The sequence below is a fragment of the Nocardia sp. NBC_00881 genome, assembly GCF_045207455.1.
In the GTDB taxonomy this organism is placed as follows: Bacteria; Actinomycetota; Actinomycetes; order Mycobacteriales; family Mycobacteriaceae; genus Nocardia.
Map to the genome: position 1 here is coordinate 652,011 of NZ_CP108798.1, position 20,630 is coordinate 672,640.

The window sequence follows — 20,630 nt, forward strand, 5'->3', positions numbered from 1 at the left end:
GCCGTTCACTGAACCGGCGCCGACCGGCGGCGACGCCGCACGATCGGGCGTCGCAGCGAGCCGAATCGCCGCAGTATCTGGGGCCTGCGGACGGTCCGGTCGAACCACTCGCCGAGGGTGACGCCCGCCGCCAGCGCGCAGCCGACGCCGACTGCCGCGAGTAGTTGGTTGGCTCCGATCAACAGTTCGTCGTTGAGTAGCGCGGACAAGCCGCGATAGACCTTGAGACCGGGTAGCAGCGGGGTGATTCCCGCGACCGCGACGACCAGCGGGGGAGTCAGCGCCCGGCGGGCCATCAGACCACCGGCCAGGCCGACCAGCGTCGCGGCGACGGCGGAGGAGATCACCGGACCGAACCCGGCTTGCTGCGCGAGCAGGAAGCAGATGGTGCCCGCGGCGCCGCTGCCCGCCGCGGCGGCGAGGGCGCGGCGTTCGGCATAGCAGGCGAGCGCGAAGGCCAGCGCCGCGATGGCGCCGGCCATGATCTTCATCGGCAGGTCGGTGATGTCGCGGGCGGAGGTGAGATAGACCGGCGGCACGGTGGCGTCGACCAGATCGGCGATGCGCAGTGTGAGTGCGATACCCGCGATGATCCCGCCGGTCATCATCATCACCTCCAGCATGCGGGCGGTCGCGGTGATAGGGGCGCCGGTGATCGCGTCCTGTACTGAGCCGACCAATTGTAATCCACTGAGCAGCACGGTGATTCCCGCCGCGATAATCAGGGTCGGGTCGACGTCGACATTCAGCCAGGCAGCGAGGGTCGCCAGCACGATGGCCGGTATCGCGGCGATGGCGCCGCCGACCACGTGCTGGAAAAAGAACGGCAGGCCGTAGCGATTGAGAACTCGGTTGGTGCGGTCGATCGCCGCGGTGCTGGCGAAACTGACGGCCGCGACGAGGGCGCCGCCGCCGAGCAGTGCGGCGATCGCCGCCGCCATGAGTGACCAGGCGAAGGTGGCGGTCCAGCGCTGATAGGGGTGCGGAGCCGAGGTGATCGCGTCGAGCGCGGCGCGCGCCTGGTCTGGCGGGACCAGCTCGTTGCGGATCCGCCGGGTAAGCCGGTCCACCGCGGCGAGGCGCGTGAAATCCAGGGCTCGGTAATGGACGATCCGAGCGGCGCTTGCCGGTGGCAGCTGCGGTCCGCGGTCGGCCCAGATTCTGATGGCGTCGTAGGTGACATCAACGCTGCAGCGAGATAGGCCGTAGGTGGCGGCGATGAATCGCACCGTCGTCGTGGTGTCGACGACGCCGGTGCCGGAGGCGAGCACTACTTCGCCCACGCGGACCGAGAGATCGAGGACCTCGGCGACGCGGGCGTCGTCGGTGAGGTCGATCGGCTGTAGCGGCGTCGGCGCCGAGACGATGGTGTCCGCGGTCGCCTGACGGTCCGCGACGAGCAAACCGACGGCTTGGCTGACGACGGGAATCCGGCGTGCCCGCCGCAGGCGCAGCCCACGGCGCCAGCCGAGGTGGTCGACTCGCTCGGCGGTGATGTCGCCTCCGGAAAATGCGTCAGGACCCATGACCGCGAACCTAGTCACTGGGCGTGTCATTGGCATCCGGGCGCGTCAGGGTGGGCGTGTCGGTCCTGCCGAGGCTCTTGGTCGGTCTCGCGAACCGTGATAGAACTTGTTCTAATTCGGCGATGGGAGCGTGTACGGTGCGGTACGGAATCGTGTTGTTCACCAGCGACCGGGGAATCAGCCCCGCGGATGCGGCGGTGGCCGCCGAACGTGCCGGTTTCGACACGTTCTATGTGCCCGAGCACACCCATATCCCGGTGATCCGCGCGGCGGCGCATCCGCGCACCGGCGACGCGAGCCTGCCCGACGACCGGTACCTGCGCACCCTCGATCCCTGGGTGGCACTCGGCACGGCGGCCGCCGTGACCAGTCGCATCGGGCTGTCCACCGCGGTGGCGCTGCCCGCCGAACATCATCCGATCACGCTGGCCAAGACCATCGCCTCGCTGGACTATCTGTCCGGCGGCCGGGTCAGCCTCGGCGTGGGATTCGGGTGGAACACCGACGAGTTGGCCCACCACGGCGTGCCCGCTGGCAAGCGAAGGACTGTGCTGCGTGAGCATCTGGATGCCATGCGCGTCCTCTGGACCGAGGAGGAGGCCGACTTCGACGGGGAGTTCGTGACCTTCGGTGCCAGCTGGTCGTGGCCCAAGCCGGTGCGAAAGCGAATTCCGGTGCTGCTCGGTGCTGCCGGGACCGAGAAGACATTCCTGTGGCTGGCGAAGAACGCCGACGGGTGGATCACGACCCCCAAGGAGGACGGCCTGGATGACAAAATCGCACTTCTGCACCGGATCTGGCATGAGCACGATCGCGCGGACACGCCCGAGATCGTTGCCCTTGCCGGTAGGCATGACGCGGCACAGTTGACGCAGTGGGGCGAATTCGGCGTCACGGAAGTGGTTTTCGGGGTACCCGACCGATCGGCGGACGACGTCAGAGCCTATCTCACACGGCTGGCGGGAAAACTGGGGATCGAGGAAACCCAGTGACGCCAGCGCGCTCGAATTCCCACGATGCCAGCCGCGCCTGCGGGACACCAAGAGGCCCGCGATCACGCCGACGACGGCGCCCGCGTCGAGTCCCGCGACCAGAAGCCATTTGGTCGCCGACCCGGTGGCCCCGTCGGCGGTCGCCTGCGCCAAGGTCAGCTGGGCGCGTGCCCTCGCGTCCACCGCGAAGCCGATCGAGTGCATGGTCAGGTCGACGCCACGCTGCTTCACCTCCCGCGCCACCTCGCACGGGTCGGGCACGGCGCTGGTGTCGTCGCCGTCGCGAGACGAGCACGACCAAGCGTGGGCCGGAGCCGGCGGGCCGCGGGATCGGGCGGGTCAGCGCAGGTCGCGCCTGCGGAACGCGGCGATACCGACGCCGAGCAGGATCGCGGTGATTCCGAGCAGCCACAGTACCGGCTGTGCCTGGAACTCCGCGCCAGGCAGCTTCGGCGGATGGATGTAAGGCACCAGATCCACCATCCACTGCGGCAGCCCGTCCAGGGAACCGACGAAGTAGAGCACCACCATGGCGCTGAGCACGCCCCACGCGACGGGTGTGAACCGCGGCGCGAGACCATACAGGGCCACTGTGATGCCGGTAACCACCCAGACCGCGGGCAATTGCACGGCCGCCGCTCCGATCGATTGTGGCAACTTCGTACCCAGATCGCCCGCCGAGAGGTCGTACACGACGCCGATCGCCGCTCCGGCGACCAGCAGCGCCGCCGCCGGACCGAGTAGCGCGAAACCGATATGGCTGAGCGCGTATCGGGAGCGGCCGACCGCGCCGGACAGCGTGGCCTCGACGCGTGCGCTGGACTCCTCGTCGTGCAGCCGCAGGGCGGCAGAGATCGAGTAGGCCGACGCGGCCGCGGCGAGCATCACAATGGCATAGGTGATGAACGATTGCTGCAACTGCTCGGAGCCACCCATCCGGGTGACCATGTCGCGAATGGTGGCGCTGCCATCGAGCATGTCGCCGACACTGTTGACCGCGCCGCCGATCAGCAGGCCGTAGAGCGCGAAACCGACGGTCCAGGCCAGCAGCGTGCCGCGTTGCAGCCGCCAGGCCAGTCCGAGCGGGCCGGACAGGCTGGGGGCCGCGGCTGGCGGTCCAGGACGCTCGGCGAGCAGCCCCGAGCCGGTGTCGCGGTTGCCGAGCAGCGCGTACGCAGCGGCGGTCCCGAGCACCGCGACGGCGCACAGCGGGACCAGCACCCACCAGCGTTCGCTCGCGTACGGCCGGATCTGCAGGCACCAACCGATCGGTGAAAACCAGGACAGCACACCGTTTCCGGCGTCGCCGACGGCCCGCAGCGCGAACGCGGCGCCGAGCGTGCCGAACGCCACGCCGCGCGCCACCCGCGCGCCCGCGCTCACCTGGGCCGCCACCGCGGCGACGGAACCCCAGAGGATGCCTGATGCCGCGAGCGCGGCGCCGAAGGCGAGCGAACCCGCGCCAGGCAGGTCATTGCCGGAGAGCGACAGGGTGCACACTATTCCGGCGAACAGCGCGCCGGAATAGGTCATGATCAGCGCGGCGGTGAGCCCGGCATACCGGCCGATGCTGGTGGCGCCCACCAGCTCCGCGCGCCCGGTCTCCTCCTCGACCCTGGTGTGCCGGATTACCGTGAGCACCGTGGCTATGGCGATCATGGTGTACATGGCGCCTGCTTTCCAGGTGCCGATCGAACCGAGCTCGGAGCTGAATACCGGGCCGTACATGGCGCGCAGTGCCGGGCTGTCGGCCGTGGTTCTGGCGAAGCTGTCGAGCTCGCCCTGGGTGTCGTACAGATCCTTGATGCTGGCGATCTGCAGAGCGGGCATCAGGCCGATCAGCAGCGTCCACAGCGGCAGCACGATCCGGTCCCGCCGCAGATACAGCCGCAGCAGCTGGCGGGTGCCCGCGAAATCGCTGGAGTCGCCGAATGTCGGTGCCGCGGCGGCGCGGTCGGCGGTGGAGATGGTCATGACCGCACCTTCTCCCCGGTGGTCGCGGCAGTGTCCGGTGTCTGGCCGTCGACGTGGTAATGCCGCAGGAACAGTTCCTCGAGCGTGGGCGGAGCACTGATCAGACTGCGCACGCCGGTGTCGCCGAGTACCCGGATCAGCTCGCCGAGGTGCTCGCCCTCGACCTGGCAGCGCAGCGTGGCGCCGTCCCGCTCGATGTCCTCCACGCCAGGGATACGGCTGAGATCGCCGGGATCGCCGAGTAATTCGGCGGTGATCGAGGTGCGCGAGAGGTGGCGCATATCCGACAGTGAGCCGCTCTCCACCGTGCGCCCGGCGCGGATGATCGTCACCCGGTCACACAGCACTTCGACCTCGGAGAGGATGTGGCTGGACAGCAGGACGGTGGTACCGCGCTCCCGCGCCTCGTGCACGCACTCCCGGAAGACTTGCTCCATCAGCGGGTCGAGGCCGGACGTCGGCTCGTCGAGCAGCAGCAGGCGCACGTCGGAGGCCAGCGCGGAGATCAGGGCGACCTTCTGGCGGTTGCCCTTGGAATAGGCGCGCGCCTTCTTGCGCGGGTCGAGGTCGAAGCGGTCGATCAGTTCGGCGCGGCGTTTCTCGTTGATGTCGCCGCGCATCCTGGCGAGCAGGTCGATGGTTTCGCCGCCGGACAGCGAGGGCCATAGCGTGACATCGCCGGGGACATAAGCCAGTTCGTGGTGCAGGGCGACCGCGTCGGCCCACGGATCGCGGCCGAAGAGCCGAGCCAGGCCCGCGGTGGCCCGCAGGATGCCGAGCAGCACCCGGATCGTGGTCGACTTGCCTGCGCCGTTGGGTCCGAGGAAGCCATGGATCTCGCCTTCGGTCACGCTGAGATTCAGTCCGCCGAGCGCGGTGACGTGTCCGAAGGTTTTGCGGAGATCGTGGACTTCGATGACGTCGGACATCAGTTCTCCTTGGTGAATGTGTCCAAGATCGTTGGATCGGTGAGGAGGCCCTGGGTGTAGAACTCCAGGGCGGGTGCGGTGAGTTCTTCGGTGAGTTCTCGAACAGCCTTGCGGTAGTCGATCTTCTCGCCGTGTCGCTGACGCATCTGCATGTACAGCAGGGTGGCGCCGACATTGAGCAACATCAGGTATCTGGCGCGTGCCGCCGGGTCGCGACTCGGTTTGACAGTGCCCGCCTCGACCCCTTGCTCGAGGTACCCTTCGGCGTCGGAAACCATATGATCGAGCAGCGATTTCGCCATCGGTCCGCCCGCCTGGAGACTGCGCACCATGTAGGCGACCAGCGGTCCGTACGACTCGATCTCGGCGAGGGCGTTGAGCATGCCCTTCGCGACGGAGGGTGCCGTGATCGCCTTGACCTTCTCATCGCGGATCAGTTGCAGAACGCGGTCGTCGCAGGCGACACGCAAGCCGTCCTTGGAACCGAAGTGGTGATTGACCAGCCCGGGTGAGACGCCGGCGGCGGCGGCGATCGTCCGGACACCGACCTGGAATCCGTGTTCGCCGAATACCTCGATCGCGGCGTCGCGGATGCGGGCCGCGGTGGTCAGATCGTCGGCGGGTCCTTGCGAAACGGGCTGTTGATTAAACACATGTTCAGCATACTAAACGCGCGTTCAAGATTCTGGCAAGGGCTTCGGCGGACATGTCGCGTCAACGTTTTACCGTTCGGGTGCCGGGCTATCGTCGAATTATGACTTCCGGCACCGCAACGACGGCCGATCATCTACGCACGGCACTCGATGGACCCTGGGCGGCCGTCCGCGACGAAGCTCGCATCCAGCTGGCGGGGAAGCAGTTCACCGGTGACCCCTACCTCGACTACAAGGCGGCGCGGGCGCGGGTGCTCGCGCAGATGCGTGCCATCGCCGCGATCGGCTACGCCGAGCGGGGCTTTCGGCGGGAGAACGGTGGAACCGGCGAGCCGGGAGCGGCGGTGGTCGGACTGGAGATGCTGGCCTACACGGACCTGTCGCTGTGGGTGAAGTCGGGTGTGCAGTGGGGATTGTTCGGCGGCGCGGTGGAGAATCTGGGCAGCGAACGGCACCGGAAGTACATCAAACAGCTGATCTCGCTGGATCTGCTCGGATGCTTTGCCATGACCGAGTCCGGACATGGCAGCGATGTCGCGAATCTGGAGACTACGGCGACGTATGATCCGCAGACCGAGGAGTTCGTCGTGCACTCGCCGACGCCGTCGGCGCGCAAGGACTACATCGGCGGCGCGGCCGAACACGCCAGAATAGCGGCGGTTTTCGCGCAGTTGATCACCAACGGCGAGAACGAGGGTGTGCACTGCCTTCTGGTGCCGATCCGCGACGAGAGCGGCGCCGGCTTGCCCGGGGTGACCACCTCCGACGACGGACTGAAGGGGGGCCTGCCCGGTGTCGACAATGGGCGCATCGTCTTCGACCACGTGCGCGTGCCCCGGGAGAACCTGCTCAACCGCTACGCCGATGTCGCGCCGGATGGCACCTACCACTCCGAGATCGAGAACCCGAGCCGCCGGTTCTTCACCACGCTGGGCACGCTGGTGCGCGGTCGGGTCAGCGTCGGCGGCGCCGCGGCTGCCGGTGCGCGGGTGGCGCTGAGCATCGCGGTGCGTTACGCACTGAAGCGGCGCCAGTTCGCCGACCCGGACACCGGCGCGGAGACGGTGTTGCTGGACTACCGCAGCCACCAGCGCCGCCTGCTGCCGCTGGTCGCGAAGTCCTACGCGCTCGCCTTCGCGCAGAACGACCTGGTACGTCGGATGCATCTGGTGCAAACCGGCCAGGACCTCGACCAGGGCGCGCAGCGTGCGCTGGAGAAGCGTGCGGCGGGCCTGAAGGTCGCGCAGACCGAGCACGCCACCCGTGCGATCCAGGAGTGCCGCGAAGCGTGCGGCGGCGCGGGCTATCTGACCGAGAACCGGCTCGTCACGTTGAAGGCGGACACCGACGTGTTCACCACCTTCGAAGGCGACAACGTCGTGCTCACCCAGTTGGTGGCCAAGGAACTGCTCACCGCCTACGCCGACGAAGTGCGCGACCTGGACGCGCTCGGCTGGGTGCGCTTCGCCGCAACCATGGCAGGCGATGTGGTGCGCAAGCGATCGGGCGTTCGCCAGCTGATCCAAACCCTCAAGGATCGCGGTGACGAGTCGATCGACGAGGGGGACCTGTCGCGTCGGGCGGTGCAACTGCAGCTGTTCGCCGACCGAGAGGACTACCTGGTCCGCACCGCGGGACACCGGCTGCGCGCCCGGGCCGCGGACACCCGCCCGTTCGAGGCGTTCAACAACGCCCAGGACCACATCCTGGCGGCCGGCGCGGCGCATATCGACCGGTTGGTGCTCGAGGCGTTCATCGAAGGCGTCGCGGACATCGAGGACCCGGACGCGCGCGCGCTCGCCGACTCCATGTGCGACCTGTTCGTCTACTCGACGATCGAGGAGAACCAAGCCTGGTACATCATGCACCGGTTCATGTCGGTCGACCGGGCGAAGGCGGTGCGCCGGGGTGTGAACGAGCTGGTCGACCGGCTGCGTCCGCACGCGCCGGCTCTGGTCGAGGCGATGGGCGTGCCCGAGTCGATGCTGTGTGCGGCAATGCTCGACGACGCGAGTGTGTTCGACCGGACGTAGTCCGAGGCCCGGCGCGGGGCGTAGAAATGCGGCCGCGCCGGAATCCGGCTGCCCAGCACAGCAGTATGACCATCGCGATCGCCGCTGTGGTGCCGCCGAGGATGTCGGTCGGATGGTGGTAATCGAGGCCGACCATCCCGGCAGCGGCGGCCAGTAGTGCCACGCTCGCCATGGCGCACACCGTGCATCGCGTGCGGTGCGTGTCGGCCAACAGCACGAACGTGCCGGCGATAGCGACGAGGTGGACGGTGTGCCCGCTGGGGTAGGCGAGGTAGTCCTGCCACTGCCGTCCCCACAGCGGTTTCAGCAGCCAGGTGTTCACCGCGACGGCGAGTTCCGGCACCACGGCCATCGTCACCGCGCGGCGCCGGTCGCCGCGATACGCGAACCACGCGCCCGCCAGCAGTAGCAGCGGGAGCAGGATGTAACAGTTGCTCGGGACGACGAGGGCCTCGTACACGCCGGGTCGCGCGTCGAGCGTCGAGTGGAGGGGATCGGCAATCGCGCGATCGACTGCGGACGGACCGCCGTCGGCGGGCAGGGTCATCGGCAGCCCGGCGGTGACCGCGGCTCCTGCCCCGGCGACGCCGATCAGGACGATATTTCCTGAGACAGGTTTCTCCGGAACTGCGAGCACCGCTCGACGATAGTCGCCGGGTCAGCCGGGGCCATAGGTCGATATCGCGGTGACCACGAACCACAGCACCCAGGCGAAGCCGATGATCATGCCGATCACCAAAAGGGTGCGCATGAATGTGCGGCCGAGGTCCAGATCGCCGGCCTCCCTCGGGTACAACTTCCACGGGCTGTACCACGGCGCCTCGATCGTGAAGGCGGACGCCTGCGCGTCGCGTTCGGCCTGCGCCAGCTCCTCCGCATAGGCCTCGGCCTGCGCCTGGTTCGGTCCGCCGTGCCACAGCGTGATATCGATCGGACCGAGGAAACCTTCGTTGAGCAGGTCCTGCGGTGCGGGCAGATACGGCAGGATGCCGAGACCGCGGAACGCGACGGCGACGTCGTTGGCCGTCCAGAGGAAGTTCTCCTCCTCGGCGAGCACGTCGAAGTAGTGCCGGAGCCGCGCGGCATCGTCTCCGATGATCACGTCGAAGCTCGGATCGGTCCACGCTTGTTCGATCCGCAACTCGGCGCCGCGCAGTGGGACGATCACTGCGAGGCCGTGGACGGATCGCTGGCCGAGGCTGCGGGCGGCGAGCCAGCTTTGCAGCGCGAAGGTGTGTTCGCGGGACCTCTCCAGGGGCGTGCCGCGGTCGCGCCCCTCCATCGCGGCGGGCGCGCCGTTGATCGTCCACTGGCCATTGAGCGGGACCTCCAGGACGCCGTCCTGCCGGGCGACGAGCGCCTCGGCCTCGATCACCACACAGCTGGTCGGCGTCCACACCACGGCATCGAACTGGTGCAGCCGGTCCTGGTGGAACAGGCTGCAGTTGATGGTCGCGACACCATGCGGAGTGTCGGGATCCTTCCAGGTGCGCAGCCAATCGATCAGCGCCCGCTCGGCATTTGTGCCTGCGGCGTTCTGGACTCGCACGAGCATTGGCGACCGCCCTTCACGTCGACACTCGACAGTGGACAGGATACGAGGTCCCGCGCCGAGTTCGCCGCGCCGACGGCAACAATCGGCGTGTTGGGACCGGGACTACTCCGGCTGTTCTGCCGCGATCCGGCCGACACGGACCGCGTCGACCAGTTCGGCGTGATCGGCCTCGGTGCGATCGGCATAGCGCACAGCGAAACTCGCCACCGCGTCGTCGAAATGCTCGTCGCCGTCGAGGTATCCCGATAGCAGCCGCGGGTCCAGCGAGCGGGAATGTGCTCTGGCCAGCAGCGCACCCGCCAGCCTTCCGTAGTCGTCGAGGTCGTTTGCGGGCAATTGCGCGGGGTCGATGCTGCCCTTGAGATTGCGGAATTGCCGTACGGTGAAAGGCAATTCGACCCCCGCGCCGGTCGGGTCGATCGAGGTCCAGCCGAGCAGGATATCGCTCTCGGACTGAACTAGCCTGGCGCCCCGCACAATTCGCTCTCCTTCGTGCCGGGTGCCGGCCGCGGGCAGGAACGGGGCAAGTGCGGAGGGAGCGGCCTGCTTCACCTGGAGGACCAGCGCCTCGCCGTCGTTGCCGTGCAGCAGCGCGAGGTAGCTGTGCAGCCCGACACTTCCGGTGCCTACAATCCGAAACGCGATGTCGGACACCGCGAATCGGGCGATCAGGTTGCGCCTGGATTCGCGCAGTGTCCCTGAGTAGCGTTCGAGTCCTGCGATCACCGCGTCGGCGACGTGGTCGGTTACCAGGGTGAGAATCGGTGGGTCGCTGACGAACCGATGTTGGCGGATGCCGGTTTCGTGGTCGTCGAGGTGTTCGGTCCACTTGGCCACCACCTTGGCACTGGTGTTCTTACGTGCCTTCTTCGCGGCCTTCTTGAAGTCGTCCAGCAGGTCGTCGGCCTTGGCGCGGCTGATCACCGACTCGTCCGGCAGCGCGCTCCAGGACTCCATGAACGGCATGGCGGCCAAGGCGTCGACAGCCAGACGGTAGGAGCGGGCCGCATCGCGCGCCGCCGTGCGGCAGTCGTCCTCACCGGCGCCGCCTTCGCGCCCCACCAGCACCAAGCCGGCAGCGAGCCGCTCCAGGTCCCACTCCCACGGTCCTGCGATAGTCTCGTCGAAATCGTTGATGTCCATGATGATTTCGCCGCGAGGGGTGCCGTAGAGGCCGAAGTTCGCGGCGTGCGCGTCGCCGCACAACTGGGCGACGAGCCCACTGTCCGGACCACCCGCCAGGTCGGCCGCCATCAACCCCGCCGCGCCGCGGTAGAAGGTGAACGGGGAGGTGATCATGCGGCCGATGCGCAGCGGTACCAGGTGCGGCAGCCGACCGGCGTTGCTCAACTCGACGAACTCGAGCACGCTGGGACGGCGCACGCTGGTCGCCTCCCGGTCCCGCGCGATGACCGGAGTCCGCTGACGCAGCGTGCGCCCCTTGGCACGGACATCGTCGGCGGGCACATAGGAGCGCAGGTCGATACCACCTTCTGACACACCGATTCACGCTAGTGGGTGCGTGGCCCCGCAACGGTGTGGTGTCGGCCTCACTTCGCCAGTGGCGGCACCGGCTCGATCGGTAGCCGCAGCGAGCCGGGCGCCGCAGCGGGCACCGCGGGATGGGTGGGCGCCACCGGTGTGACGCGTCGGTAGGACGATCCCAGCTCCGGCCGGGTGTCGGGTTCGTTCCGGTTGGGCCAGAATGCCATCGCGCGCTCGGCCTGCGCGGTGATGGTGAGCGACGGGTTGACGCCGAGATTGGCGGTGACCGCGGAGCCATCTGCGATGTGCAGGCCGGGGTGCCCGTAGATCCGCTGGTACGGGTCTACTACTCCCGTCTCTGTGCTGTCGCCGATCACGCAGCCGCCGATGTAGTGGGCGGTCGCCGGGATGTCGAATACGTCCATGATCAGGCCGTGGGTGTCGCCGTCGATTTTCGCGCCGAACCTACGACCTATGTCATGGGCCAGCGGAATCCACGTCGGGTTCGGCTGGCCGGTGCCTTGCCTGGTCACGAGCTGCCCGTGCCGGCGAAACGAGGTCAGCGAGTTGTCCAGCGACTGCATGACCAGCAAGATCACCGATTTCTCCGACGCGTGCCGTGCGTTGAGGCTGCGCAGGAACACCAGCGGGTGCAGCAGTATCGCCAGCAGGAACCGCAGGAAACGGAACGCGCCGCCGTCCACGATCGGTGCCGACATCGGGAACAGCGCGTTCTGCCCCTTGCCGTAGTGGCACACCTCGACATGGGTATCGGCCTCCGGATGGATCGAGGAGGTGATGGCGATGCCCTCGGCGAAGTCGCGGCGCGACCGGCTCACCACGTTGAGGATCGCCTCGGAGTTGCTGCGGGTCAGCTCGCCGAGTCGCGGTGACAGGTTGGGCAGCACGCCGTCGTCGCGCATCTTGTGTAGCAGCTTCTGGGTGCCCAGGGCGGCTCCGGCGAACACCACCTGCTCGGCGGAGAAAGTCCTGCGCTGCTTGCGGACCCAGCGGTCGGACCGTTGAGTGTCGACCGCGTAACCGCCGTCGGGCAGCGGGCGGACGGCGGTGGCTGTGGTCAGCGGGTGTACCTGCGCGCCTGCCTGTTCAGCCAGATACAGGTAGTTGGTGGTCGTCGTGTTCTTGGCGTTGTGCGGACAGCCGGTGAAGCACCGCGCACAGTGCACGCAGCCGTTACGGCGCGGCCCCGCGCCACCGAAGTACGGGTCGTCGACTTCGGTGCCCGGATCGCTCTCGTTGAAGAACACGCCGACGTCGGTCGGGTGGAAGGTGTCGGCGACGCCGAGGTCTTCGGCGATCTGCTCGAGCACCTCGTCGGCCGGGGTCATGCGCGGATTCGGCGCGACGCCGAGCATGCGCTTGGCTTGGTCGTAGTACGGCGCCAGCTCCGCACGCCAGTCGGTGATATGGGCCCACTGCTGGTCGGTGTAGAAGTTCGGCAGCGGTTCGTAGAGGGTGTTGCCGTAGATGAGCGAGCCCCCGCCGACGCCCGCGCCGGAGAATACGGCGCACTTGCCGAGCAAGCTGATCCGCTGCGGTCCGGTGAGGCCGAGTCGCGGAGCCCAGATCGATGAGCGCACATTCCAGTTCGTGCGCGGAATGTCCTCGGCGTTCCACCGTCGACCCGCCTCGAGGACACCGACCCGGTATCCCTTCTCCGTGAGCCGCAAGGCACTGACGCTGCCGCCGAAGCCGGAACCGATCACTACCACGTCGTAGTCGAATGCGGACATACCTACCTCTCACTCATCTACCGATAGATGAGATAGTTTCATACTCATTCTTTCACTGTCGATCTGTGGCGAAAACCATCGCCGCCCGGCATCGGCGGCGGGGATATCGGAGAATCGGCGCGGGGAGATGGCGGTGGTGGGGGTCGGTGCGGTATGCACGGGTCGTGACAACCGAATCGGGCAGAACGGAACCGGAGGAGCGCGCGGGCGCCGATGGCGCGGATACCGGTGTCCTCGCCGACCGCGTCCTAACCGTGCCGAACGTGCTCAGCGTGCTGCGCCTGCTCGGCGTTCCGCTGTTCCTGTGGTTGCTGCTGGTCGAGCGGGCCGATGGCTGGGCGTGCGTGCTGCTGGTCGCCAGCGGCGTCACCGACTTCCTGGACGGCAAGCTCGCGCGGCTGCTCGACCAGTCCTCGCGGCTCGGGGCGCTGCTCGATCCGTTCGTCGACCGGCTGTATCTGATCACGACGCTGGTGGCCTTCGTGATCCGAGGCCTGATCCCGTGGTGGGTGGCCGTGATCCTGGTCGGCCGCGACCTCGTGCTCACCCTCACGCTCTCGGTCTACAAGCGTCGCGATCTGCCCCCGCCCGAGGTGATCTACCTGGGCAAAGCGGCCACCTTCGCGCTGATGTCCGCGCTGCCCTGGTTGCTGGCGGGGCAGATGGACTGGGCGGCCGCCGGTTTCGGGCGAGCCCTCGGTGGGGCATTACTGGTCTGGGGTACGGCGGTCTACGTGTGGACCGGCGTTCTCTACACCGGCAGGGCCATCTCGGTCGCAAGAGCGATACCGGCTGTGCCGGCCCGGGCGGAGTAGCCGATAGAGTTTGCGTGCAACGTTCAAACGAAAGGACGGCCTGTGACCCAGACCCCCGAGGATTTGCGCTATACCGAGGAGCATGAGTGGGTTCGCCGGATCGCCCCGACCCGGGTTCGGGTGGGCATCACCGACTACGCCCAGTCTCAACTCGGTGACGTTGTGTTCGTACAGTTGCCTCAGACGGACATGGATGTGGCCGCCGAGGACAGCATCGCGGAGGTGGAGTCGACCAAGAGCGTGTCCGACATCTACGCGCCGCTGAGCGCGAAAGTTGTTGCGGTGAACGAGAAGTTGACCTCGGAGCCGGAGACGTTGAACACCGATCCCTACGGTGACGGGTGGCTGTTCGAGTTGGAGGTGAGCGACACGGAGCGCCTGGATGCGACGCTCGGTGGACTGCTGGATGCCGCAGGTTATCAAGGAGTTATCGGGGGCTGAATCAGCCTTCCCAGTTCTACCTGCACGGGTGCGGCCCGGCAGGGTACGGTCAATGCCAACAGACGTATCCGGCGGTTGTGCCGGGAGTCCAGGCACTCGAGGGCAGGTCGTGGTGCCACAGGTATCACCTGCTTGCATGGATAATCAGGTTCGAGGAGGAGAGAAACGGTGAGCGAGAACAAAGACCCGGGTTACGGGGAGACCGCGGCCGAGACGACGTCGGTCTTCCGCGCGGATTTCCTGAACGAGGTCGACGCGTCGCGCGCCGCAGAGACGGCCGGCGAGCAGCCGGTCCAAGGGGTCGAGGGTCTGCCCGTTGGCGCGGCCCTTCTGGTCGTCAAACGCGGCCCGAACGCGGGCTCGCGGTTCCTGCTGGATCAGCCGACCACATCGGCGGGGCGCCACCCCGACAGTGACATCTTTCTCGACGACGTCACCGTCAGCCGTCGGCACGCCGAGTTTCGTCAGGACGACGATTCATTCCAGGTCGTCGACGTGGGCAGCCTGAACGGCACTTACGTGAACCGGGAGCCGGTGGACTCCTCTGAGCTGCAGAACGGTGACGAGGTGCAGATCGGCAAGTTCCGGCTGGTGTTCCTGACCGGACCGCGCGCGCAGGTGACCGACTCGTCGGCGGGTGCGGGCAGTCTATGACAATGGCGGCGCTGGGTCTCACACCTCATGAAAGGCTCGGGGTCATGAAGGACCTGGCGCGGTGACCGGTGCGGCGCAGTGGGCCCGCGGAGGCATGTCGATCGGCTCCGTGCTCGACCTGCTGCGCCCCGACTTTCCCGACGTCACCATCTCGAAGATCCGCTTCCTGGAAGCGGAGGGCCTGATCCGGCCGGAGCGGACGCCCTCGGGCTACCGCAGATTTTCCGTCGCGGACGTCGAACGGCTCCGGTTCGTGCTGACCGCGCAACGCGATCAGTACCTGCCGCTGAAGGTGATCAAGGAGCAGCTCGAAGCTATCGACAGCGGTGCGGCGACGCTCGGCGTCCGGGAAGCCCGCGCCCGGACGCACGTCGGCCGTGTCGATGCCGCGGAGTCCGGGCGCGTGTCGCCGGACGCCGAGCATCCCGCCTCGGGTGCCGAACATGGCGGGCGGCAGGTGGCCGCGCCACGGAGGCTCGGCGTCGTGCCGAGTGAGATCTCCCCGGATGATCTGCGGTTCGATCAGGAAATCCGCGTCACCCGGGCGGATCTGCTCGACCAGGCCGAGATCGAGGAAAAGTTCCTCAACGATCTGATCCGCGCCAACCTGATCACGCCGGGCCCCGCAGGGTACTTCGACGCCGACGCGGTGACGCTGGCGAAGGCCGCGCGTGCGATGGCCGAATTCGGTTTGGAGGCAAGGCATCTGCGCGCCTTCAAGCTCGCCGCCGATCGTGAGGCCGCGCTTGTCGCGCAGATCGCCGCCCCGATTGCGAAGAGCCGCGACGCGGGTGCGCGAGCCCGCGCGGAGGAGACGGTGCGAGAACTAGCGGCGCTGTCGCTGACCCTGCACACCTGTCTGGTCAAGGCTTCGGTCCGGAGTTCACTGGGCGGTTGAGCCCCTTCCGCGCCGGCCCGCGAGTTTCGTCGAGCCAACACGCCGATTTCGGCTGTGCACACGGATCGCTGCACCCGTGCTGGTTCGCTTAGACTCGTGGTACGGCGAGTTCGGCAGCGGTAATACCGGGCTGGCGGCGAGTATGGGAGGCAGTGCGATGAGCGAAATGCGCGTGATCGGCATACGTGTCGAACAGCCACAAAACCAGCCCGTGCTGTTGCTCCGCGAGGTGGCGGGGGATCGGTATCTGCCGATCTGGATCGGGCAGGCCGAAGCGACGGCGATCGTGCTCGAGCAGGAGGGGGTGACACCGATTCGCCCGTTGACGCACGATCTGATCAAGATCCTGATCACCGAGCTCGGGCACACGCTCAAGGAGGTCAGGATCGTCGACCTCCAGGAGGGCACGTTCTACGCGGACTTGGTCTTCGAGAACGATCTGCGGATCTCCGCGCGCCCGTCCGATTCGATTGCGATCGCCTTGCGGGTGGGTTGCCCGATCTATGCCGAGGAGGCTGTCCTCGAGGAGGCCGGGCTGGTCATGCCGGACGAGCGCGAGGACGAGGTGGAGAAGTTCAAGGAATTTCTCGAGTCGGTGTCACCGGACGACTTCAAGGCGACCGACAGCTGAAGTAGAGGTCGAGACTTTTACCGCGCGTCGCGTTTGGCTCGATGAGGGCGCTCCCTGGACAATCGAAGGGAGTAATCTCGACAGTTGGGGCCACGTCCGTTTCGGCCGGATCCGACCCGGTTCGGCCACCAACGGAGCCGGGTCATCGATGAGGCTGTGAATGCGTCGGCGAAGCAAGGGAGTGGTCAGTGGCAGAGCAATCGCAGGATGTGGTACAGCCAGGCCTGTTCCCGGACGACTCGGTACCTGACGACCTGGTCGGTTATCGCGTCCCCAGCGCGTGCCAGGTGGCCGGGATCACCTACCGGCAACTCGACTACTGGGCGCGCACCGGTTTGGTCGTGCCCTCCGTTCGTGGCGCCGCCGGCTCGGGTAGCCAGCGGCTGTATTCGTTCAAGGACATCCTGGTCCTCAAGATCGTCAAGCGGCTGCTGGACGCGGGCATTTCGCTGCAGAACATCCGCATCGCCGTCGACCACCTACGCAGCCGCGGCGTGCAGGATCTGGCGGGCATCACGCTCTTCTCCGACGGCACCTCGGTCTACGAGTGCACCTCGCCCGAGGAGGTCGTCGATTTACTGCAGGGCGGGCAGGGTGTCTTCGGGATCGCTGTCAGCGGTGCCATGCGCGAGTTGACCGGCGCGATCGCCAATTTCCCCGCGGAACGGGCATCGGCTGTCACCGAACGCCCCGAGGACGAGCTATCCTTCCGCCGCAAGGCGCGGATGAACCGCAAGACGGGCTAGGTCAAGTCCGCGGCGCGATCGGAGCGACGGCGCTGTCGCTCGACCGCACGCGTCCGCCCTGATCGCTTCGCTGCACAACGCGGAGTTCTTCGACACCACCGGTGGTGGCCAGGGTACTCGTTGGCGCTGACCGAGCGGCTCGTCACCGCGAACGTGCCGATCTATCGCGTCCAACCCACGCGGTGCGCGCACCGTGGCGCAGGGCGTCTTCGAACTGCCGCGATTCGACGCGATGGCCGACCGGCTCACGGCACAGTGCGTCGACCTGGTCGCGGCACTGGGGGAGGCGGCCGCCGGGACTACGTCGCGCTGCGGCACGGCGATCCTGGGCGGAGGCACTGTCGCTCGCGGCGATCCGGCTGCGCTACGGTCTTGCGGTCAGGGCGGCTCGCGATCGGGAGTGACGAGAACGACACGGCTGGGCGGGGTCCTGCGGCGCGCTTCGGCGTGGCGTCGGCATAAACTACCGATGCGTCGCCGCCGTGCGGGAGAGTCCCGGCTCGACATGAGTCCGGGCGCCGAAGGAGCAGCACCTCCCCGTCAATCTCTCAGGCAGCAAGGACCGTGCGGGCTTCGGCGCCTCTGGAAAGCGGTGGCTTCGAGCTGCCCGCCCATGGGGAAAGGGGCTCGGCACCGGCCGCGCCACCCGAATCTCTCAGGCGCCACGACAGAGGGGGAGGTCCGGTATCCGCCGACCACCGATGAACCCCGCCCGACCTTGGGAGCTGCCGTGACTCGCTCATTCGCCGACCGCCACATCGGACCCGACCGAGACGAACTCGCCCGGATCCTCGATGTCGTCGGCGTGCCGTCGCTCGACGAACTGGCAGCCAAGGCGCTGCCCGCCGGCATCCGGGACAGCACCGGCCTGACCGGACTGCCCGCGGCGGCCACCGAGCACGAGGTGCTGGCCGAGCTCGCCGGGCTCGCGCAGGCGAACACCGTGGCGAGCTCGATGATCGGGCTCGGCTACTACGACACGCTGACCCCGCCGGTGCTGGTGCGCAACCTGCTGGAGAACCCCGCCTGGTACACCGCTTACACCCCGTATCAGCCCGAAATCAGCCAGGGCAGACTCGAGGCACTCATCAACTTCCAGACCATGGTGTCCGAGCTGACCGGAATGGACGTCGCCAACGCGTCCATGCTGGACGAGGCCACCGCCGCCGCCGAGGCGATGACGCTGCTGCGTCGAGCGAGCAAGTCCAAGTCCTCGCGCCTGGTCATCGACACCGATCTGTTCCCACAGACCAGGACCGTGTTGTTCACCAGGGCCGAGCCGCTCGGCCTCGAGATCGTCGAGTCGGATCTGTCCACTGGCGATCTGCCCGACGGCGAGTTCTTCGGTGTGCTGGCGCAGACGCCCGGCGCCTCCGGTCGCGTCGTGGACTGGACCCGCGTCATCGCCGCGGCACATGAGCGCGGTGCGTTGGTCGCGGTGGGCGCCGACCTGCTGGCGATGACGCTCATCACGCCGCCCGGCGAGCAGGGCGCCGACGTGTGCTTCGGCACCACCCAGCGTTTCGGTGTTCCGCTCGGCTTCGGTGGTCCGCACGCCGGGTATCTCGCGGTGCGCAAGGCGCAGGCTCGTCAGCTGCCCGGTCGCCTGGTCGGCGTTTCGGTGGACGCAGACGGCGACATCGCCTACCGTCTCGCGCTGCAGACCCGTGAGCAGCACATTCGCCGAGAAAAGGCGACCTCCAATATCTGTACCGCGCAGGTGCTGCTGGCCATCGTGGCCGCGATGTACGCCAGCTACCACGGCGCCGAGGGTCTGCGCGCCATCGCCCGCAGGGTGCACGGGCACGCTGCGGCGATCGCGGCGGGGCTGGACGGCGCCGTCGTGTACGACACCTTCTTCGACACTGTGCTCGCATTTGTGCCCGGGGGAGCGGAAGCCGTGGTGGCGAAGGCGAAATCGCGCGGCATCAACCTGCGCCTCGTGGACGCCGACCGCGTCGGCATCGCCTGCGACGAGGCGACTACCGACGCGCACGTCGCGGCCGTGCTCGAATCGTTCGGGACCGCGCTGTCGTCCGAGCAGGGCGCGGCTGCCCCGATCGCCGCGATCGAGACCCGCACCTCGGAGTTCTTGACACATCCCGCGTTCACGAAGTACCACACCGAGACGGCGATGCTCCGCTATCTGCGGTCGCTGTCCGACAAGGACATCGCGTTGGACCGAAGCATGATTCCGCTCGGCTCGTGCACCATGAAGCTCAACGCCACCGCGGAGATGGAGGCCATCACGTGGCCCGGCTTCGCCCGTCTGCACCCGTACGCGCCAGTCGAGGACGCGACCGGACTGCTGCGGGTGATATCGGACCTGGAGAACTGGTTGTCGGATATCACCGGCTACGACTCGGTGAGCCTGCAGCCGAATGCGGGCAGTCAGGGAGAGTACGCCGGGCTGCTGGCTATCCGCCGCTACCACCTGGACCGCGGTGACCCGCACCGCGACACCTGCCTCATCCCGTCCAGCGCGCACGGCACCAACGCGGCATCGGCGGCCATGGCCGGGCTGCGCGTCGAGGTGGTGAGGTGCCGCGACAATGGGGATGTCGATCTGGACGACCTGCGCGCCAAGATCGCCGACCACGCCGACCGGCTGGCCTGCATCATGATCACCTACCCGTCCACGCACGGGGTGTACGAGCATGAGGTCGCGGAGCTGTGCGCGCTCGTGCACGACGCGGGCGGCCAGGTCTACGTGGACGGCGCGAACCTGAACGCTCTGGTCGGCCTTGCTCGTCCGGGCCGGTTCGGCGGCGATGTCAGCCACCTCAACCTGCACAAGACGTTCTGCATCCCGCACGGTGGCGGCGGTCCCGGTGTCGGCCCGGTCGCGGTGCGCGCACACCTGGCGCGGTATCTGCCCGGCGATCCGCTGCAGTCAGGCTCGCACGCGGTGTCGGCGGCGAAGTACGGCTCGGCCTCGATTCTGCCGATCACCTGGGCTTATATCCGCATGATGGGCGCCGACGGCCTGCGCAGGGCGTCGCTGTCGGCGATCGCCTCGGCGAACTACATCGCCCGCATGCTGGACGAGTACTTCCCGGTGCTCTACACCGGTGAGCATGGCATGGTCGCGCACGAATGCATCCTCGACCTGCGCGAGATCACCAAGCAGAGCGGCGTCACCGTCGACGACGTGGCCAAACGCCTGGCGGACTACGGTTTTCACGCGCCGACCATGAGCTTTCCGGTGGCGGGCACCCTCATGGTAGAGCCGACAGAGAGCGAGAACCTCGCCGAGCTGGACGATTTCATCGAGGCGATGATCGCCATCCGCACCGAGATCGACCAGGTCGCCGCGGGAGTGTGGCCGGCGACCGACAATCCGTTGCGCGGCGCGCCGCACACCGCGGCGTCGCTGGTGGCGGAGTGGGAGCATCCCTACAGCCGGGAGCTCGCCGTCTATCCCCGCGGCCTTGCGCACGCCAGAACCAAGGTGTGGCCGCCGGTACGCCGGATCGACGGGGCTTATGGCGACCGGAACTTGGTGTGCTCATGCCCGCCGCTGGAGACTTACGCCGACTGACAC

At 67.7% G+C, this 20,630-nt stretch carries 16 protein-coding genes, 1 pseudogene and 1 riboswitch; of the genes and pseudogenes, 9 read left to right on the plus strand and 8 right to left on the minus strand.

What is annotated here, in order from left to right; translation table 11 throughout:
* Window positions 1-5: 5 nt before the first annotated feature.
* Entirely contained in the window at window positions 6-1,526 is a 1,521-nt protein-coding gene (locus OH799_RS02455) for a threonine/serine exporter ThrE family protein (protein WP_406275106.1), read from the minus strand.
* A gap of 137 nt (window positions 1,527-1,663) precedes the next feature.
* Between OH799_RS02455 and OH799_RS02460 the strand changes: the two genes are divergently transcribed.
* Window positions 1,664-2,518 (plus strand): LLM class F420-dependent oxidoreductase, encoded by an 855-nt coding sequence (locus OH799_RS02460; RefSeq protein ID WP_406275108.1) that lies wholly within the window; start codon window positions 1,664-1,666, stop codon window positions 2,516-2,518.
* Window positions 2,519-2,857: 339 nt separating this feature from the next.
* On the opposite strand, the gene OH799_RS02465 is transcribed toward OH799_RS02460, so the two are convergent.
* Genes OH799_RS02465 through OH799_RS02475 form a run of 3 tightly spaced genes read right to left on the minus strand, consistent with a single transcriptional unit; the run spans window position 2,858 to window position 6,074 of the window.
* On the minus strand, window positions 2,858-4,492 hold the full coding sequence (locus OH799_RS02465) for an ABC transporter permease (protein ID WP_406275111.1): 1,635 nt from the start codon (window positions 4,490-4,492) through the stop codon (window positions 2,858-2,860).
* Window positions 4,489-5,421: an ATP-binding cassette domain-containing protein gene (locus tag OH799_RS02470; RefSeq protein ID WP_406275114.1), complete on the minus strand. Its 933-nt coding sequence runs from the start codon at window positions 5,419-5,421 to the stop codon at window positions 4,489-4,491. Before OH799_RS02470 ends, OH799_RS02465 begins: the two co-directional genes overlap by 4 nt.
* Entirely contained in the window at window positions 5,421-6,074 is a 654-nt protein-coding gene (locus tag OH799_RS02475; RefSeq protein ID WP_406275117.1) for a TetR family transcriptional regulator, read from the minus strand. The genes OH799_RS02470 and OH799_RS02475 overlap by 1 nt, the downstream gene beginning before the upstream one ends.
* Before the next feature lie 101 nt (window positions 6,075-6,175).
* Here OH799_RS02475 and OH799_RS02480 point away from each other — a divergent pair, with 101 nt between their 5' ends.
* Complete coding sequence (locus tag OH799_RS02480; RefSeq protein ID WP_406275120.1) at window positions 6,176-8,107, plus strand: acyl-CoA dehydrogenase; 1,932 nt, start codon at window positions 6,176-6,178, stop codon at window positions 8,105-8,107.
* Window positions 8,108-8,168: 61 nt separating this feature from the next.
* Here the strand turns inward: OH799_RS02480 and OH799_RS02485 are convergent.
* The 4 genes and pseudogenes from OH799_RS02485 to OH799_RS02500 all read right to left on the minus strand — a co-directional run.
* Window positions 8,169-8,654: pseudogene (locus OH799_RS02485) on the minus strand (phosphatase PAP2 family protein); the annotation flags it as partial.
* Between the two features lie 111 nt (window positions 8,655-8,765).
* The gene (locus tag OH799_RS02490) at window positions 8,766-9,662 is read right to left on the minus strand and encodes a nuclease-related domain-containing protein (RefSeq protein WP_406275123.1); all 897 of its coding nucleotides are present in this window, start codon (window positions 9,660-9,662) and stop codon (window positions 8,766-8,768) included.
* Window positions 9,663-9,764: 102 nt separating this feature from the next.
* Window positions 9,765-11,162, minus strand: a complete 1,398-nt coding sequence (locus tag OH799_RS02495; protein WP_406275126.1) for a DUF2252 domain-containing protein — start codon at window positions 11,160-11,162, stop codon at window positions 9,765-9,767.
* 50 nt (window positions 11,163-11,212) lie between these two features.
* Entirely contained in the window at window positions 11,213-12,901 is a 1,689-nt protein-coding gene (locus tag OH799_RS02500; RefSeq protein WP_406275129.1) for a GMC oxidoreductase, read from the minus strand.
* 164 nt (window positions 12,902-13,065) lie between these two features.
* On the opposite strand from OH799_RS02500, the gene OH799_RS02505 reads away from it, so the two are divergent.
* The 7 genes from OH799_RS02505 to gcvP all read left to right on the plus strand — a co-directional run bounded on the left by OH799_RS02505 (window position 13,066) and on the right by gcvP (window position 20,627).
* Window positions 13,066-13,716, plus strand: coding sequence for a CDP-alcohol phosphatidyltransferase family protein (locus OH799_RS02505; RefSeq protein ID WP_406275132.1), 651 nt, complete (start codon window positions 13,066-13,068; stop codon window positions 13,714-13,716).
* A 42-nt stretch (window positions 13,717-13,758) separates the two neighbouring features.
* The gene (gene gcvH, locus OH799_RS02510) at window positions 13,759-14,157 is read left to right on the plus strand and encodes a glycine cleavage system protein GcvH (RefSeq protein ID WP_406275135.1); all 399 of its coding nucleotides are present in this window, start codon (window positions 13,759-13,761) and stop codon (window positions 14,155-14,157) included.
* Window positions 14,158-14,325: 168 nt separating this feature from the next.
* Window positions 14,326-14,811: a glycogen accumulation regulator GarA gene (garA, locus tag OH799_RS02515; RefSeq protein ID WP_357271253.1), complete on the plus strand. Its 486-nt coding sequence runs from the start codon at window positions 14,326-14,328 to the stop codon at window positions 14,809-14,811.
* Window positions 14,812-14,905: 94 nt separating this feature from the next.
* Window positions 14,906-15,709 carry a MerR family transcriptional regulator gene (locus tag OH799_RS02520; RefSeq protein WP_406281727.1) on the plus strand — a complete coding sequence of 268 codons (804 nt, stop codon included), beginning with the start codon at window positions 14,906-14,908 and terminating at the stop codon, window positions 15,707-15,709.
* Between the two features lie 157 nt (window positions 15,710-15,866).
* The gene (locus tag OH799_RS02525) at window positions 15,867-16,340 is read left to right on the plus strand and encodes a bifunctional nuclease family protein (RefSeq protein WP_406275138.1); all 474 of its coding nucleotides are present in this window, start codon (window positions 15,867-15,869) and stop codon (window positions 16,338-16,340) included.
* Between the two features lie 188 nt (window positions 16,341-16,528).
* A complete protein-coding gene (locus OH799_RS02530) occupies window positions 16,529-17,086 on the plus strand; it encodes a MerR family transcriptional regulator (protein ID WP_327115458.1) in 558 nt (185 codons plus the stop codon).
* A 475-nt stretch (window positions 17,087-17,561) separates the two neighbouring features.
* A riboswitch (glycine riboswitch) is annotated at window positions 17,562-17,661 on the plus strand.
* Between the two features lie 155 nt (window positions 17,662-17,816).
* Window positions 17,817-20,627, plus strand: a complete 2,811-nt coding sequence (gcvP, locus tag OH799_RS02535) for an aminomethyl-transferring glycine dehydrogenase (RefSeq protein ID WP_406275142.1) — start codon at window positions 17,817-17,819, stop codon at window positions 20,625-20,627.
* Window positions 20,628-20,630: the final 3 nt, after the last annotated feature.